The organism is Perlucidibaca sp. (assembly GCF_057084925.1).
Map to the genome: position 1 here is coordinate 62,594 of NZ_JBXMRC010000011.1, position 19,031 is coordinate 81,624.

The following is a 19,031-nucleotide window of genomic DNA, read 5'->3' on the forward strand; positions in this document are numbered from 1 at the left end:
CGTTAAGATACGAGGATTTACGGGCATGTCAAGTCCGCAAGAAAAACAGGCCTATCACCACGGCGATCTCAAACGCAGCTTAATTGACGCGGGCTTGGACTTAGTCCGTGAAGTCGGCATTGAAGCGATCAGTCTGCGCCAGCTCGCCGAGCGCGTGGGCGTCTCCACACCGGCGCTGTATCACCATTTTCGTAACAAGGACGCCCTGCTAGCCCAACTCGGTGAAGCAGCGATTGATGCCTTTGATGAGGCCATCGCCTCAGCTATGCGTCATCCCAAGGATGACGATGCCTTAAGCGCATTTGTTTTAGCGTATGTGCGATTTGCCCGTGATGAACCGGCGTTATACGAGTTGCTTTTTGGACGCCGGATTTGGACCAGCCAAGAGGCTGCAGACTTTCAGCGCAAAGCGCGGCACAGCTTCCGCCTGCAAAGTGAACGCTTATTGCACTTGCAACAGCTTGGCATCCTGCCGGAAAACGCGAACCCCTTACGTTTGGCGCAGGTGGCTTGGGCCACGCTGCATGGACTGTGCTGCATGTACAACGATGGTCTTGCCTTTACTGCTGAGACCATCGAAGAGATTGCCAAGCACGCGATTCAACTGTTGCGGCAGGCGGTGCTGGGCACCATCACTACTCGTCCACTTTAACAGAGAAGGTGACCCGGCCTTCCGCGCCGGGCGCTAGGCCGCCCGTCAAATCCCAGCGAATATTGCCTACCGCACCCACACCGGGCTGCGTGGTTACTGCACAGGCGGTGATGCTGACAGGTAACGGCTCTAGACAGGATGCCGAGACAAACGCCGTGTAGGCCGGCGTTACATCGCTAATGAAAACATTACGCAACGCTTCGGTGCTGACATTACGGTACAGCAAGCTATAAACCAGCGTTTCACCCGGTTTAGCGGTGGGCTTATCAACCGCTTTAGTAAGCTGTAATCCCGAACCTTGATTGCCCGTCACGGTTACATCGGCGACTTGCGCCGTTGTCGTCAGCGCAGGACTGGCATTGCTGTAGTTGAACTGCGCATCAATTCGCGCTTCATTACGCAGGCCGTTAGGCGCACCTGGCGTCAGACTTTCGCGCTGGATCAGACACACCTTGCCGCCCGCTGCAACTGAAATAGCCGCACCGTTGTAAGGTGTCGTTTCGCCGTTCTCTAAAACGCCGTCGCAGTCATCTAAGTAAAGGGTTTCGACCCAGCCCGTAAACGCAGGCGAAGCGGTGGCGGAACGGGTAAAGGTGACGGTTCCCGCACTGCCCGCAACAAAGCTATGTGGATAGAACAACACACCCGAGGCTCCCATCGCACCCGCATTATTGGGTGTGAAGGAATTGCTGCGCACATCTGCAAAGTCGATGCCGATGTAGCGCGTGCCTGGCACCAAGGTGAATGTGGTGGTATCGGTGCTGCGAACATAGGCGCCACCGGTGTTGCCGGCACTGCCGCCAATCGAGACAAAAGGCGACGGATTGCGCTCAATCACTTGGACCGATGTCAATGTCGATACCGATGGCACCACCACTGTCCAGCGGCCATCGCTGCCCGTTCGGGTGCTGGCGCACAGAGGCAAAGAACCACTGCCACAGCTGCTGTGGCGGACTTCAATCGCGACGTCATTCAGGCCCGACTCCTGGCCATCCAGAACGCCGTTATTGGCCGTACCACCACTGCTACCGTTATCTTCAAAGACTCGGCCACTCAGACGCGCGCCCTGAACCAAACCGAAATTGAGCTGTGCGCTATCGCCAGCCGCCAAGTCAATGGAGCGCAAACCTGGATCGTTTTCTGTGCCGACCCAACCGGCAGGATAGGTCGCCGATACTTCCGTTAGCGTGTTGTTTGTATCCAGCACCAAGCAATAGCTACCCTCGCTCACACCGGTAAATGCGTAAGCGCCAGTGCTTGGGTTAACGGTCGCGGCTTGCTGCGCCGTGCTGGCACAGGTGGCGCCGGTGCGCGTTAGCAACTTCACAAACAGCGGCAAGTTCGTGCCTGCTTCCGGCGCAGCCTGAACATGGTCAGCATTGATATCGTGGTAAACCGTACCCGATAGGCCGAAGCCGGAGACCACGAGCGTGGCCGTAGCGCTTGCACCTGTTCCGCCATTCGTTGAAGTGACGACGCTGGTCGTGTTGACATAGCTACCCACTGTCGCTGCGGTGACCTCAACACTGACCGTACAACTGCCGCTCGGCTTCAGGGTGCCATTGCTGAGGTTTAAGGTATTACCCGCTGCCGCACCACCGGTCACGGTCACGCTGGATCCGGCGGTGCACGCCGTTTGCATGTTACTCGGCGATGCATTAAGCAAGCCCGCAGGATATGTATCACTGACGGCGACACCCGTCAGCTCATCGGTCCCGCTGGAGTTACTGATCGTGATACGCAACTGGCTGGTGCGCCCCGCGCCGATCTCACTGGGCAAGAAAGACTTGCTGACATTCGCCGGCGCTACCACGCCGAGGCTTGCTGACGCCGTATTACCCGCTGGCGTACCCGTTGCGCCAACAGCACCCGAGGTATTGAGGTAACTGCCGGCGGCGTTCACGGAGACACGCACCGACAGGGTGCAACTGCCCCCAGCAGGCAGAGCCCCGTTGATTAAGCGAATGCCTGAATCACCAGCCGCCAATGCGGCGCCATCACTATCCTGCAGGGTGCCGGAACAGGTGTTGCTGGTACTGAGTGGCGCAGCAATCCTCATGGCGCCCGGCAGCGTGGGGAACACGTCGGCAAAATTAACCCCTGCCAATGCCGCAGATGGGTTGGGATTGGTCAGCGTAAAGGTCAATACCGAGGGGTCGTTCAGCCCGATGGTGGCGGGGCTAAAGGCTTTGTTGATATCGGGTGGCAGCAAAGCAACGGCTAAATTCGCCGTGGCGGCGGAGGCACCGGCGGCCGTTACGCCATTGCCATTACCGCTGTAGTTGGCCGCAGGAATGGTGTTGGTGTACGTGCCCGAGGTGGGTGTTACCGGCACGGTCACGCCGACCACAATGGCACAGCTGCCATTTGCTGGCACGCCACCGTTCAACAGCCGCACGCGATCCGCACCTGCAGCGAGTGGTACCCCAGCTGCGCCTTCCAATGACCCACCGCAACTATTACTGACCACATCCGCAACACGCATTTGCCCGGGTGTTGTTGGCAAAATATCGGTGAGCTGAACGGCGTCTAAAGGCAGCGCATTATTGTTGGTCAGCGTGATGGTGAGCTCACTGCGTGCACCCGGCGAAATGATCGCAGGTGCAAAGATTTTGCTCGCCACAGGTCGGGACAAAATGGTCAGCACCGCTTGTGCTGGCTCGGTGTTATTGCCTGCCGAGGTTTGTAAATTGCCTGGAGGGATGACGTTGGTATACACACCCGCCGTACCGGTGATGTTAGCCGTTACCGTACAGGTGTTGGAGCCCAGCAACCCCAGCACAGGCGCGGGAATGGTGCCGCCACGAAGCGTTACCGACGCGCCACTGGCTGCTTTAGTACCCGCGCAGGTTCCACCGGGGGTAGACGCTACCAAACCTGTTGGCAGGTTATCGTCAAGGCTAACGTTGGTTGCAGTTGCGGGGTTGGGATTGAGCAAGGTAATGGTTAAAGCGGATGTACCGCCTTCAACGATGGTGCTGGCATTGAACACTTTCGAGACACTGGGCTGACCCACCGACAAGGTGTCTTCAGCCTTCACTTCATTGCTACCACCGTTGGTTGAAGTCACTCCCCCAACCGGAATGGTATTGGTATATGCGCCGGAATTCGCAGCGCGGACATTCACCGAGATTTGGCAACTACCCGACGCGGGAATAACCCCACCCACCAGTCGTACACTGCCACTGCTGCCGGCCGCGGTTAATGTGCCGCCGCAGTTATTCGTGGCCCCTGGCAATGGCCCGATGACCAATCCCGATGGAAAGGTATCGGTAAAGCTAACACCCGTGATGGCGGTTGGCACGGCATTGTTGAGGGTAATGGTCAGCAACGAATCCACATTGCGCCCAACTGGGTTAGGCGCGAAAGACTTCTGCACCTCCAAGGCACTGACATTTAACGTTGCACTGGCAGGAGCAGTGCTATTGCCCTGAGCCGTACTGAGACCGCCTGCTGGAATCGTATTCAGGTAGCTACCCGAGTTACTAGCGGTCACGGCCACGGTAATACGGCAAATTCCGGATGAAGCCACCGTGCCATTAGACAAGCTGACTGTGGTGGCGTTTGCAGCAGCACTGACACTTCCCGCACAGGTATTGCTGACCGTCGGTGTCGCCGCTACCCTGACGCCTGCAGGTAAGTTGTCGGTCAGGTTCACTGCAGTGAGCGGCGTCGCCTGCGGGTTTGTAATATCAAGCGTTAGGGTGGCCACTTGCCCCGGCAAAATGGTCGCCGGAGAAAAGGACTTACTCACTTGTGGCGCTCTGACCACCGTCAGTGTTGCTGAGCCAGCGGTGGTATTGGCCCCAGCCTCCTGGCTAGTGACCGAGCCAGCGGCCAACGTATTGGTATAGCTTCCACTGCTCGCTGCGGTGACATTGAATGCCACGGCGCAGGTGCCACCACCCGCGAGCACACCGCCCGTCAGCTTGACCGTAATATCACCCGCATTACCGGTCACAGTGCCAGAGCAGGTGTTGGTCACATTGGGCGTGGACGAAACCACCAGGCCAGACGGCAGGGTGTCATTAAACGCTAATTGCGTGAGGGTGCTGGCGTTATCGTTATTCAGGGTGATGGTTGCCCGCGAAACCCCGCCCTCGGCGATGGAGGTCGGACTAAACGCTTTACTCACCCGTGGCGACTGCAGGCCAGAGTTCGTGGCCGTGACACTTTGGGGCTGGATAGGGCCGTTCCCATCCGCATCAATGGTTGCCGTATTGGTGATTTGTGGGGACGCGGTGGATACCGTGACTTGGAACTGCACAACGGCAGATGCCCCCGTGTTAATCACGCCCGCGGACGCGCCCGGACTATTGATCAGGCCGCCCGCGACATAGGGCATGGCTCCCGCCACATCAGCTACCGCCCCGCCGTTTAAGCGCGTACTGCCAGCCACATACGTCGTGTTTGCCGGGATCAGATCGCGCAGCGTCGTAGCGGAACTGGCGATCGCTCCGGTATTCGGCACCGTGATGGTGTAGGTCAGCACCGCGCCTGGCGCCACCGCACCTTGAGGACTAACCGTTTTCGTGGGCTCCAAGCGAACGGCGCGGGAGGTAATGCTATTCGAGAATGTACTGCCGGTCTGACGCGGGCGGCCACCACAGGGAATGTAGTCGTAATCCCAACGGGCCGTATTGACATACGTTGCGGGAGCAGGCGATGCGGGCAAGGTGTTAACCCGCGTCTGAAAACGAACCGTGGTCGTAGCACCAGCCGCCACACTGCCGACTGGCACACCCGTGAGCGGACTGGCCGTGGGCTGAGCAATGCCATTAACAAACACCGAGCCGGAAACAAAGCTGGTGCCTGCTGGAGGGGTGTCAAAAAACGTGGTGGTATCGGAAGCCGCATCACCGGTGTTTTGGATACTAACCGAGTAAGTCAGCACATCGCCCACGTATGTAACTGTTTTATCAACCGATTTTGAGCTGGTCACATTAAAGCGTGGGGCGGCTAGATCAATCGCTAAGCCAAGACTGGAAATGGTGAAGGCATCACCATTGGTGGTGCCTTGGGCAAAAGCGGAGGTCTGGTTAAATTGCATCTGCGCGGAAGCATCCACACTGGTGATGTCCCAGCCCTGACGACCTCCCGCAATGGCCGTACCGGCCGCCGCATTATGATTGCGCGAACCCAACGTGCCGGAAGTATCGAGCGCGCCTGAGTCGCCATTAATCTGACCGGCGAAAAAGTTATTAATGGGGTTGTTCGGGCCGCTCAGGCGATTTGCTGTACCCAGCGTGGCGGTTGGTCCGAAGCGAAAAGAGTCGCCGGTAATGTTGCTGTCACCTTCAATCGCGCTGACATAGGCGCGGGCGCGCAAAGCCCCTTGGGTTGGTGTACAGAAACCACTCACCGATGCAGGTGCTGCGCCATCACGCTCTGAACCGACAAATAAACTCAAATTGCGCGCAGGCTGAGCACTATTCCCATAGATGACCGCCAGCGTCCAACCGGCTGTGTGGTTATTCGCGTCATTGCCATACGAGGCCGGAACACCTTTGACTTTGTAACGACCCGAGCCACCCAATTGCACCAATCCAGTCACATTGGCACTACGCACATAACGAGTGACATTTTCTTGCGCAGTGGCCCCCTCAGGCGAGACGGAGTAAGTACCGCTAGGTGTACTAAACGTCACAGGCGTGGAGCGCAGCGCGGTAACGTTGGAACCACCCGAGTTGAAGTCCCCCCCCCAAATCAGCTCCGCGTAGAGAATACTGCTGCCTGCTGGCAGATTGAGCGTTGCCTCCGAGACATTATTCTGCCAAAGCGTCGTGCTAGCGGCATTTGCACCGATGGTCGGTGCTGGATAAGTCCCCCACGCGGCACTCCCTTCACTATTAATGAACGCGCCGATACTGCCGCTGGTGCCCTGCTGCGTGAAACTGGCACCGTTACGTGATAGGCCAAGGGCGTTACCCGTAAACAGGATGCCGCCGTTGGCATTTTGCGAGTAACGGCTCACATATGCAGCCTGTGTGACGGATGCAATGCCCGCGCAGAGTAGCCAAGCGCTTGCACGGAGTAACCGCCGCATCATCGTGCCACGCATTTATTGCACATCCTGCTGCTGGCGCTGCAAGCGAATGCCCGGGATATCACCACGCAACCTCAACTCCACGCGACGGTTCTCCGCCGCCTGTAATGATGTGGGTGCGCGTTTACCTTGGGCCTGTGTGAGCAGACGCTTCGGCGAAATACCCGCTGCCATAAAGAACTCTCTCACCGCCAGGACACGACGGGCCGACAGCTTCTCATTCAGCCCATCCATACCCTGCATATCCGTATGGCCGATAAGGTCTACTGCCAAGTCTGGCTGCGAACGCAACAATTCGATCCACGCCATCAGCAACTCTTGTGAACGCAAGCTCAAGACATCGCTGGCGAAGGCGAAGTGAACGCGATCAGCGTAGACCTTCACGGTAGGTTCTGGCGCAGGGGCAGGAAGCGGCACACAGACCGGGCTATCCTGCACGATCACAGGCGCAGGCTCTGCGACTGTCGTGGACGCTTCAGCGGGTGCGGCAACAACCTCTGACACTGGCACCGGCTCAGATTTTGGCTTGCAAGCCTCATCGTCGAGGTCATTTTTAGCGAGCTTTAGGAGACGTTCAGCCATAGCGACACGGGGCACGGCATGACGCCAACCCAGCTCATCGTAATCATGGCCAGCGCCCGCCAGCATGACTTCCAAGCGCGCCGTATTGGCCTCAGCACAAGCAAAGGCACTCGCTGCTTTTAGCTCTGCCACGGCCCGCCACATATCATCGCGCAAAGGCTTGGACGGCTTAGGCTCAACACGCGTCAGGTCCGCTGGTTTATCAGATTCCATGAGCACCAGTAAGCGCTCTACCTCTGCAAGCACAGCGCGCACATAGTCACTGCGATCATTCATGCGATATTCCGCGTTGGCTAAATCCCACCACGCTTGCGCTTTCGCCAAGGCGTAAGAATTGATTGCCACGCCGCGCTCGCTGTTCAGCAGCGACATGCGCTGCTGCAGGTTTGCAAAGGCTTTTTCGTCACGTGCCATGACCGAGCTCACCACACGCTCAGACGGCAATGACAAACCGGCGGCGCTGCCACCCACTTCGCCATCCGCCCAAAGGGCCAAGGGCATGCTCGCCAAAATGAGCAAGGAAAGTCGTTTCAGGCTCATGGTGCTACCCCGTGTGCAGACGCTTTATCGAATGCCGTTTCATCAAATTTGAGACGCAGACGCACATAAGCGCCTTGGTCCAGATATTCGCCGCCAGCCAAGTCTTGCTCGCTAAAGCCGAACAGATTGTAGCCACCGGATAACCAGAAATTGGCCTTCACTAAGTAGCCAGCTTCAGCGCCCAGACCATACTCTTGGCCGGCATTTTGAACCACTAACGTACTGGCCATCAGGCCCAAATCCCAGCGCTCGGTGACATCCCATAAGGCGCGGCCAGACAGTAAGCCGGAGCGCGTGCTGGTACTGATATCGGCTAGACGATCACGGCCCAACTTACCGGCCAGGCGACCACTGAAGGTCCAAGCTCTTGCGGGCTGCCAATTCGCCGACAGACTCACGATGTCCGCTACACGATCGATCGGCAGCGCAACACTGGTACTGTCTTGTTCGTACAAGCGCTCGTAGCGGGCCAAGCCATTCCAGCGATTGGTGTCGGTGTCGCGGTAGGCTACGCCGATCTGTCCGCGGGCGAGCGTTCTTTCGCTGCCATCGTTATTTTGCGTCAAGTTATAGATGGTACGGCCCAACAGCGTCCAATCACGCTCGAGCTTAACGGCCACTGCCAGTGAGGCCAGCCACGAATTGCTGTCCGTGCCATCACGCCATTCCACGCGGGCATTACCCTTCCAGTACTCGCTGGCGCTGTAGTCCAATTGCGAGGTTAAGGCGATGCTTTCACCCGCGGCGGCACCCGAGAAGACATGCACACGTTCGGCGCTACCGCCCACGCGAATGCCCTGCGCGATATCCCAGTTTTGACGCACGCCAATAGCCGCTTCGGCGTCACGCTGCGCCAGTGCATCCCGGATGCGGTATTCACTAAACAAACGACCCTGCTTGAGATAATCCGTTTCAATACCAACGACCGTGGCATTGCGCTGCTGCTGATCGCTGAGCGCATACTGGCCTTGTAAGGTCGAAATCAGCTCATGTCGGAAATAGGCGCGGCCACGATTTTGGAAACTGTAGTCGCCACCTAAAGCGGCAACGCGCTGAGCACTCTCATTCACATCCTGTTCGAGCTCGGCATAAATTTTTGCCGCGCCTATCCACGGCAACTCTTGGTTAACTCGAGCGCGGATGGTGTTGATGTCAGGCGTATTTTCCGTGCCCTGGCCTGACTGCGTGACATGGCGTACGCCCAGTTCGAGCTCGGTGGTGTTGCCCACGCGCTGAATCACATTCAGCAGGCCGCCAGCGCGGGAGGTATTTGCAGTGACATCGTTGCTGTAAAGCAATTCACTGGCCAAAGCCGTATCGCTGGTGAGCTTCACTTTGGCATTCACACGAATTTCTTGGCGACCTTTGGTGACGCCACCCGTGGGATTCTCAAAGCTTTCGTCGGCATCCAAAGCACGTACCTGTAAGGCTACCTTGCCGGTGTCATGCCGTACTTCAATACGTGACGCCATGCCCGTTCCCAGCAGTATCGAATCCGACTGCGCCATCTCTAAAATAGCGCGCGTATTTTCACCGACCTTATAGCTGGCATTTGCACCGACTAGTTGATACGGCGCCAAGGGGTTTTCATCCCGGGCCATCATGGCGCCAACACTGAAATTCGGGGTGAGTTGGTACTGTGCATCCGCGCCATATACCCAGAACTTATCGCCGCCTTGTTCAACCTCATAGGTGACACGAATAAAGCGGGGATTCAGCTCTTGATCGACACTGGCGACCGGCGACTTAAACAACAGGCGGCCACTGAAGCTCTCCACTTCGTAGTCGACAAAGCGTTGCAGGGTTTGCGTGGACAAGACCAGCGCCGGCTGATTGCGATCACGCGTGACAATTTCTACGCGCTCACTATTCATAAAGATGCCGCGCTTGCTCAGGCTAAAGGGGCCAGAAGTGCCGTTAGCGCGGAACTCATCCACGACCTGCTTTGTGCTGTCATTTGCCACAAACACATTCGTTTTTAATGCACCGACATCTCGATGTAATTTCAAGCCGGTGAGTCCACGGCTGTACTGCGTCAGCTCGCGGCCATCGCTTTCCGGGGCGGTGCTGAAATCACCATATAGTAAGAAGGACTTACGGTGATCAACACGAATATAGAAGCGACCTGTCGATTGCGCGTCATAGCCACGCACGGAGGCATCGCCATACACCGGATAGAACTCATCGGGGCGAATATCGCGAAAGAGACGATCACGCACGGCCTTGTCGGAGTCATACGACAGCGTCAGCAGATACTCGCCCTTAACGCGACCCTTCAGGAACATGGCCGCACGCGCACCACCCCGTTCAGACGATAAGAGCTTGAGCTCACGCTCAAAGCTGTCGCGCTCACGCACGGGCAGGACATTGCCACGACCCAGGTTATTAATTCGCAGCGTACCTTCCAATAAGCCCACGGCCAGCATGGGGCGTAGTTCAGGCAGGAAAGACTGTGAAATGCGCGACACCAGCACACCGGAACTAATCGCAACCGGAACATCACCTGGCTCTTGCGGTGACTGCAACTTAAAGAAGGCTTCGCCACCGGCCATAAAGACCTGCGTACCAGGCTCGTCTGGGTTGAGATCTTTCTCTAACCACTCTCCAGCAGCCGCCTCCAAGGTCAGTGGGGTACGCACCGTGACCGGCACGCCGGCGGCATCGCGCAACTGCACACGAATTTCTGCCGTGCTACGGCCATCCGCAACGACATCGCGTGGCGCTACGAACGCCTTCAAAATGGCGAGGTTTGCGGGCGCTACTACCGTGACTTGACGACGGCCGCGCTCATTACCAAATCCATCCTTGGCGATCAGGGTCAGCGTGTTTTTGCCCGGCTTCAAGTTAATGCCCAACAGCTCCCAGGCCATCAGTGCGCGGGTGCTGTCTTCCACTTTACGGGCAAGGTGGCGCGATGGCAGTGTTTCGTCATTAACCAGAATCAGCAGCTGCGAGTTCAGCGGAGCCTTCACCAGCAAATCGATCTGATCAATCGGCAAGGTATCGCCATCATTCAAACCGACAAATGCCAGGCTGTTATCCAGTGCTTTTAATTGCTCTTCTAAGGTGGCTGCGGGCGCTGTGGCCAGCGAACGATTCGAGCTTTTAACAGTGGCCAGGACATTCGGGTCATTACTCGGCTTGGCCGCTGCCTGTTGCCAGAATTTTGAAAAGTCTGCTTTGTTGTCGCCAATCACGCCGGTGGCGGGCAAGGTTTTAAGATTATCGGCTGTGGCTACCGTTGCGTTGGTTTCTAAACGCGTGCCTAAGCGCTGATCCGTCTCGGCCTTGAATACCTCACCTAAGCGACGACGCTCCTGCACTTGCTGCAAGACTTCCGGCGAACAACTGCCCTCGGCAAAGTCCGCGCGATGCAGCTCCCCTTTTTTAAGGTCAATGAAGCGGCTATTGCCGTCGCCCGCATGGCGATTAGCCGTAGCGACCAAGACTGAACCTTGCGGCAACGTCGTGGCATCTGCCTTGAGCACGTGCGTTTGCGGCGTCAGCCCATAAAGACTGTATTTACCTTCGCTGTCGGAAATGACAAAGCTGCCATCCTCTAAATAGAAGCGCACACCCGGAATGCCAATCTCTTCTTTGCCTTGAACGCCATTGCCGTCGCAATCAACAAAAATCTTTCCAAGCACAAAACCTTCATCGGCAAAGACCCCACCAATGACCGTAATTTTCTGGCTGGCGGTATTTGAGCGGAAGCCCTGGCTGCTGGTACCGAATACCGTGTTAATGCCATTACCGCGCTGCGCCCCTGCACCCACCCGCACGCGATACACCACGGTCGCGATAGCATTTGGCGCAAGTGATTGCGGCAAGTCAAAGGTCAAACGATTGCGACTGCTGGCAGTGATGATTGGCACAGGTTTTGAGCCATCTTCAGGCACAAAGCGCGCACTGCCGGGCACATACACAAAACCAAAAGGTAGGTCATCCTCCAGCTTTAAACCAAGCATCTCAACACTACTGACATTGCGCAGCGCCAACTTGTAGTCCACCACATCACCCACGCTGGCTTCGCTACGATTGGCGGTTTTCTCAACAAAGAGATTGTTGTTTTCATTCGGCGACGGCGCGCCGTTGGGATCAAGCGGGATGTGGTTGTCAACCACATCGGGCGCACTTCCCACAGTAATGTTGAAGCGGAAGTAATACGTCGTATCGGTGCCCGTTTGGGGGGCTTTGCCGCCATTCTGCGGGTTTCTATTCACCGAATAAGGCGACGTACCGGTAGGCGGTGTTAAACAGTTTGCCTCGTTGCCGCAAGCATCATTAGCGGCGGTAGCGCTCGCGGGAATGAGCAGGGACGGCGCAGCCTTATAACCCGTGGCAGCATCAACCTGAAGCGTATACACGCCAGAGGGTGCGCCTGCCAGTAAAAGGAACTGGTAGTAGCCATCATCACCCGTGCTTTGGCTGACATTGCTGTTTCCACCAATTAAATGCTGGCTTGGCACAAAGCCTGGCGGCCCCTGAAGGGTCACAGTAGCGCCTTTAACGGGCTGGCGTGTCACTGAGTCGTATACAACGCCTGATGGGTCTAAAGGCAAACTTTGGTTGGCAAAGTTGTCGCCTGCTTTGAGCGGCTCCAGATAACGCAAAGTACCGTCGGTGTTAACCGCTTTGTTGGGGACATTCGGGCCAGACCTCTGATCCTCCGGCCGACCCAAAATAGCCGAGCCTGTCACTGGCTCACGGAAGCGCAGCTGATAACCCGTTCCGGGCCGAATTCCCTCGATGACATAACGACCATTGTCATCGGTCTGGGTCATGGCGACTACACGGCCGTCGCGAAGCAACTCAACCGTGTAGCCAACGAGTGATTTTTCGTTTTGGCGGATGCGATCATGGTTAGTATCCAACCAAGCCTCGCCACTGAGCGTAGCGGATGGAAAAACATCGACAACATCTTGGCCACTATTGTTGCCTTGCTCAGGTGCTGCTTCTCCACCGCCCGACACCGTCGCGATGTTAGTTTGCTGAGTGTCCTGCGCCGCACTGGTTGGGCGCACACCAATCACTAAGGGCTCAGCAGCCTGGCCACCGCCAATGGTTGGAGTGTAGTTACAAGTCACCGTGATGCCGCCATCTGGACGCATGGCACCGGCACATTGCCACGCCGTTTCCTTGGTCTCTTCGGGCACCCACATAAACGACGCAGGAAGAGCATCCACAACCTGTACTGGCTCCGTCGTCGGCTGCTGACCCACGTTGGCCACATTGATTTGGTATCGCCCCACCACGCCAACGAAGAAGCTGTCACCGCGATGCTGTTTGCTCACCGTGAGATCAATGGCATCGCTTCCGGCGCGCTGCACCTCATAGGTCACGATGTTATTGCCCAGTTGATTGATCTGCGTGGGCATGCCGTCACTGCCGATCTGCGTAAAACTTACCGCTAGGCCATTTTCAGTCGTACTGGTTCCTGTGGCCGCCGTGGCATCTACGGTGACACGGAAGGTAAAAATGCCCTGACTGCCTGCGGGCAGGGAGCGCAACTTGAAGGAAAGCTTCTTTGCTGCGCCCTGATCAACCACCGCATAGTCTACCGCGGTGCTGGGCTCGCTATTTTCGGCATCCGTGAGTGTTTGATTACTCTGTGATTGCCAACGCGCAGAACCCGTGACGTAGCGAAATCCTGAGCTGTTATAGCGCCCCGTGCTGGCGCCGATGATGTCCACAATTTCAACATCACGCGCTTCGCGCTGACCTAAGTTATCGTAAGTCACCGTCACGGTAATTTCTTCGCCTGTTCCCGCCGCACCTAAGCTACGCGACAAGGCCTTAGTGACACGTAAGACCGCTGCCGTGCCGTTATCAATAGCCTGCGCCACATCCACATTCGTTTGCGAGGTTGCTGGCTGGCTCGTAGCCGTTGCACGTGCCGTGATTTGCAGGGTAAAGCGGGCATCCGTCTCGGCGTCGGTTGGCATCACGGCCACCATCACCACATACGCCACCTCGCCCGGCTGCAGCACGCGCGTTTGCGAGATAGGCGCAGAACCTAAATCCGGCTTACCGTTTTGATCTTCATCGGGATAGATCAAGACATTGCTCAACTGCGCAGATTGCGCGCTGAGGAGAAATTGGTCCGGGCCATTGCCGGTATTTTTAATCGTATGCTGGAAAACAATTTGATCGCCCTTAGCGATCCGGCGGAACTGATTATTCGTATTAAGCTGAAATGCTGATACCTGAGTGACCACCGACACAACGCTATTCGATAACGCACTGAACTCTTCACCGGCGTCATTAAGATAGGTTGCTTGTGCTTGGTTTGAAATCGTTTGCCCTACCGACGGCTGCGACCAAGCCGGCATCATGACGACGCCTAGACTCAGCAACAGCAGTAAGTAGAGCTTACGAATCATGTCAAAAAACCTTATGGCTGACAGAACAATGCCCGGACGCATTGAGGCCATCCGGGCATTGCATTTACCGCAGCAGCTGATTACTCAGCGACTTTGACTCGGAAGGTCAGAACAACTGTCTGGCCTGGCTCCAGATTCACGGCATCCGTACGGATGGCGTTACCAGAGACCACGGCATTGCAACCAGTGACGCTGCAACCCGGAGTGCCATTGAGGCTGGTGAAAGCAGGCACCGTATCGGCAACGCGTACGCCCGTGGCCGTAGTGGAGCCATTATTCTTGGCCGTTACGGTGTAAATGATGCACTCACCTGGTTTGATTTGTGAGGCATCTGCAACATCGAGAATGCCATCACAGTTGCTGTCTTTCGCGGCCTTCTTATCGAGCTGAACAAAACCCGACACAACATTCGTTGTGTCCACGGCGGTATCCGTAGCCGTGCCTGCTGTGGCAGTCAATGTCGTGACGTTCGATGAACCAGCAGCCACGTTCGACGGCACCGAGACACGAACGAATACCTTAACGCTATCACCAACAGTGCCTGCTTTCGTCAGGGCCAGTGGTGCAGTGAGCAAGGCATCATTCTCATCAAATACGCCATTGTTGTTGGAGTCGAAATACATGACCGAGGCAAATACACCGTTGCTGTCTGCCTTTGTCACGGTGACGCTCTCAGCCACGTTACCCAAGTTCTGCAATGTGTGGGTGTACACCACAACGCCACCGGGGAAGGCTTGCTGAACATTGTCAGGGTTCAACGCGATTTTGTGCGTTTCACCGACGACCACGTCGTCACGCTTGATATCGGTCGCACCGGTCAGCTGCGAAACTACGCGGAAGTATATCTTGGTAGTCGCAGGAGCGGCCGAGGCGGATACAGTCACTTGAGCACAGAACTTTGCCGAAGCGCCCGCATTGATATTTCCCGTGTCGCTAACCTGCGCACCCAGCGTGGTACACGCCGCACCAGATGCAGTTGCATCCTGGAAGAAAGCGACTGTGTAGCCTGGCGCACTAAAGGCCGTGTAAGGCGCAGAGAACTCATTCACTGCCGACAAGGCATAGGTATCAGCTACGCCGTTATCTGCTGCAGATGGATTGGTAACAACTAACGAGAATTTCACAACGCTTCCGGGTACTACCGTTTTCGTTGTAATAGCCGAATCTGTACCTGCACCCACACCCAGCCCACCAGCCTGAGTAGTACCCGCACTACTGTCAGCGCCGTTAGTAAGGTCGACTGTTGCCCTCTTAATTGTCGTCAACTCATTCAGCACAGTGTCTGATTTTGTTGGGTCAACCACAGAAGTCGCCGTCAAGGTAGCGGTATACGGACCATTACCGGGTGCAGGCGAGAAGTCCTTAGGCAGCTGCGCTTTCACGACCACGTTGTAAGGCACTGTGGTGCTTGGCGAAACGTCACCGGTGTCAGGCGCACCATCGCCATTGGTATCCAGCAATGGCGTGAACCCATCGGATTTATAGAGCTGGAAGCTCGTACCAGCCGGGAAAGTGCCCGGAGCAATTTTAATGTTGAACTGATCAACACCATTACCCGTGTTGTAGATGAAGTCGGTGAACGTAACCGTGCCGCCTTGGTTAGCAGAGGCTACAAGCACCTTATCGTCGCCACCATTACCTGTGCTGGCATTGCCCACGTCATAGGCAACGACTGATGCTGCCTGATTGACCTGGAAAGCCACTGTGTTGGTATTCGTAGTAGGCGCACAGTTCGAATCATTAAAGCAGTACTTAGCGGTGTTGTTGATTACACCCGCTGGCGTTGCCACCTTAACAGTGACCGTGAATTGCAACGTACCGCTGCCACCCGCTGGAACACTAGCGACTTGAGCACTAATGGTCTGGCCGGTAACGCTGTACGTGACGCCCGCAGAGTTAGTTTCTGCATCAGCGGCATCCGTGAGCGTGGTGTTCGTGTTTGAACGCCCAGTACCCGCCTTATAAGTCAGGTTGCTATCGAGCACATCGGAAAGCTTCACCGGAGCCGCGGGTGCGTTACCAATGTTCTGATAGGTCAGGGTGTAGATGTATTCATCGCCCGCCACACCAGATGTCTTACTAATCGACTTGGTGACTTCAATGACGGCGCCCGTGACAACGTTCACCGTGTCGGTGTTGGTCACTGTTTTTGTGTTGTCGCCCTGACTGGTTGCTGTCAGCGTGACCGAGTCAGTCTGGTTGGTGGTCGTTTGCGTTTGAACAATTAACGCAACCTGCTCGCCCGCCGCCAGATTGATCGAGGTAATTTCTTGATCGCCGACATCCACAACGCCATTGGCATTGTTATCACGGAAAACCTTAGGTGCTGCCAGGTTTGTTACGCCAGGAGTGCCATCAGCCTTGGTGAGCGCAAATACATCTGCACCATTGCCGGTGTTGGTCAGCGTATGCGGGAAATAGACAAACTGACCTTGAGCCGCCGACTTGGACTGCGTCGCAGTCAGCGTCAGGCTATAAACCTGCTGAACTGTCGAGGTCACCAAGTTGGACGTTGCCGTAAATTCATTACCAGCCGCGTCGGTATAACTGGCCGACGCTTGGTTACCGATGACGGTATTGGCTGCCGGTGCCGCAGCGTATGCTGCAGGCAGGAAAGCACAGGCAAAAACACCTGCGACTAACCGTTTCTTCCACTGAGTGGCATTCATGGTGTAGCTCCAATATTTAAACTAATGCGTGTCCTTAGTTAGCGTTAACGCGCGCCCGCAAAACCACTTCCCGCGAGGCGCCCGCCGCCAATGCACCCAGCGACCAGCGCAGGGCACGATACTCACTCAGAGGCACATTCACGGTTTTCAACTGTCCATCCGCTGCTCGAACCTGTCGAGTCAGCGGCACCGGATAAAACAGGCGACCATCAGTGCTGGCTTGCACCAGCAATGGTTTCGCCGAACTCAAATCAACGGTCATGCCCGAAGGAATCGGCAAAACAGCTTGAACACCACGCAGCTCTTTGGCGCTGGTGTTTTTGTAGTTAGCACGGTACTCAATTAATTCTGAGGGCTTTACCGCTTTCGCCGCTTCGCGACGCTCCTCGGGCTTACCGAGCACCATAACGGTTGTGACTTTCTCCGACTTAAGCTCAATCGCCAGCGGCCCCGCTGCCCACAGAGACGTTGACACAAGCAGAAACATAAACGCTGTTAATCGTGCCAGTAAAAACATATTTGTTGCCCATTATTTAAACGATGCCATTCTAGCCCGAAAGAAATACTTACATTCTGGCCACCTTGTTATTAAATTGTTACTCGCGGTAATTACTTGAAATGGATTTCGTCATCTATTTGACGACTTTACGAGCCGCTTGTTACAGACCTGTAAGTCACGTAATTCATGTAAAGCTCAGTACAAATGGCTTTTCTCTTGCTACACTCTCGCTCCGTTTGCTGGCGCCGATCGACTTAGCGCCGACACAATGGGCCTCTAGCTCATGCTTGGTTAGAGCAGCGGACTCATAATCCGTTGGTGCCGGGTTCGACTCCCGGGGGGCCTACCAATCCCTTTTCTGCATTGAACCTGCCCCGTGACGACTAGCTATCTGCCTCTACACCCAGAGCACAACACGCTTTTCAATGAGCTGCATGCCAGACCTTTTCCGGTACTTGGCCAAGGAGCTCGTATTTCGCAACTGGCGCTGCTGCACGAAGGGCAGACACGCGAAGCAGAAGTACAGCATCTCACCCAGCTGTGCTTGCACTTAGGCTTTCCACCCCCAGCCAACTCACAGGCTTGTCAGCATTTACATTTTGGTCAGCTGGAATTGCGCTGGGAACGTCACACCGAGTTTTCAACCTATACCGTCATTCACGCCGAAGCTGCCGCCGCGCCATTTTTGGTTCCCGCGCTTTCCTTGCTGCCTAGCGCATGGCTAGCGCAGCTGCCGGGCAAAATCATTAGCGGCGTGCACATTGAAATTCATGCCTTACCGACACGCGCTCCCGATGCCGACAGCGTGCGTAAACACTTCGATGGCCATCGGCTTATTAGTTCGTGGGTAATCGACCGAAAGGCACGATTGTGGACTGCTTTCCGCCTCCATAACGACAGCATGGGGCGCATACTGATCCAAAATGGCAGCCTAAATCCCTGCCAGCTTGGGCGCTTAGTGCGTCGCTTATTGGAGCTAGAAACCTATCGCATGATGCTGCTGTTGGCGTTCCCGTTGGCGCGCCAAATGGCGCCTGCGCTCACCTCCATGGACGAGCAGCTCGCCACCATCACCGCTGAAATAAATGCGATTCGGGGCTTAGGGGATGAACGCCGCCTGCTCTCAGCGCTCTCTACGCTAGCAGCCGAGATTGAGCACCTGCGCTCCCAAACCAATTTTCGCTTCTCCGCCGCACGCGCCTACTACGAGTTAATTCAAAATCGTCTAGCGGGATTACGTGAGCAGGAGGAGTCTGGTCTGCAAACCTTTAGTGAGTTTTTACCCCGCCGCCTGACACCGGCTTTCCGCACCTGCGAAGCCGCTGTGAGTCAGCTCGACGACCTCGCGCGACGCATCGATCGGGCCAGTGAACTGCTGCGCACGCGCATTGACCTCACCCTTGAGGCTCAAAATCAGGAACTGCTTCACGCCATGAACCAGCGCAGTCAAATCCAACTCAAACTGCAACAAGCAGTCGAGGGGCTGTCGGTCGTGGCTATTAGCTATTACTTAGTCGGCCTGGTGAAATATGCCGCTGAGTCTCTACATGAGATGCAACTCCTGGCGCATCCTGCATTGATTACCGGACTCTCAGTCCCTGTCTGTGTCGCGCTGGTGTGGCGAGGTATGCGCCAGTTAAGACGCGGCCTAGGCCAGTGA

7 protein-coding genes and 1 tRNA gene are annotated in these 19,031 nt (G+C 56.1%); 3 read left to right on the forward strand and 5 right to left on the reverse strand.

Annotated features, from left to right (window positions below; all coding sequences use genetic code 11):
• Positions 1–25: 25 nt before the first annotated feature.
• Entirely contained in the window at positions 26–652 is a 627-nt protein-coding gene (locus tag AC14IB_RS03560; RefSeq protein WP_484230591.1) for a TetR/AcrR family transcriptional regulator, read from the forward strand.
• Here the strand turns inward: AC14IB_RS03560 and AC14IB_RS03565 are convergent.
• The 5 genes from AC14IB_RS03565 to AC14IB_RS03585 form a co-directional block, all read right to left on the reverse strand.
• A complete protein-coding gene (locus AC14IB_RS03565; protein ID WP_484230592.1) occupies positions 636–6,713 on the reverse strand; it encodes a DUF7933 domain-containing protein in 6,078 nt (2,025 codons plus the stop codon). The two genes, AC14IB_RS03560 and AC14IB_RS03565, sit on opposite strands and share 17 nt — an antisense overlap.
• Positions 6,714–7,820 carry an OmpA family protein gene (locus AC14IB_RS03570; RefSeq protein ID WP_484230593.1) on the reverse strand — a complete coding sequence of 369 codons (1,107 nt, stop codon included), beginning with the start codon at positions 7,818–7,820 and terminating at the stop codon, positions 6,714–6,716.
• Complete coding sequence (locus AC14IB_RS03575; RefSeq protein ID WP_484230594.1) at positions 7,817–14,203, reverse strand: hypothetical protein; 6,387 nt, start codon at positions 14,201–14,203, stop codon at positions 7,817–7,819. The genes AC14IB_RS03570 and AC14IB_RS03575 overlap by 4 nt, the downstream gene beginning before the upstream one ends.
• Before the next feature lie 80 nt (positions 14,204–14,283).
• Positions 14,284–16,872 carry a hypothetical protein gene (locus AC14IB_RS03580; RefSeq protein ID WP_484230595.1) on the reverse strand — a complete coding sequence of 863 codons (2,589 nt, stop codon included), beginning with the start codon at positions 16,870–16,872 and terminating at the stop codon, positions 14,284–14,286.
• A 34-nt stretch (positions 16,873–16,906) separates the two neighbouring features.
• Positions 16,907–17,347, reverse strand: coding sequence for a hypothetical protein (locus AC14IB_RS03585; RefSeq protein WP_484230596.1), 441 nt, complete (start codon positions 17,345–17,347; stop codon positions 16,907–16,909).
• A 294-nt stretch (positions 17,348–17,641) separates the two neighbouring features.
• Between AC14IB_RS03585 and AC14IB_RS03590 the strand changes: the two genes are divergently transcribed.
• Together AC14IB_RS03590 and AC14IB_RS03595 are read left to right on the forward strand one after the other, a co-directional pair.
• Positions 17,642–17,720 (forward strand) — tRNA-Ile (locus tag AC14IB_RS03590).
• Between the two features lie 27 nt (positions 17,721–17,747).
• The gene (locus tag AC14IB_RS03595; RefSeq protein WP_484230597.1) at positions 17,748–19,031 is read left to right on the forward strand and encodes a DUF3422 family protein; all 1,284 of its coding nucleotides are present in this window, start codon (positions 17,748–17,750) and stop codon (positions 19,029–19,031) included.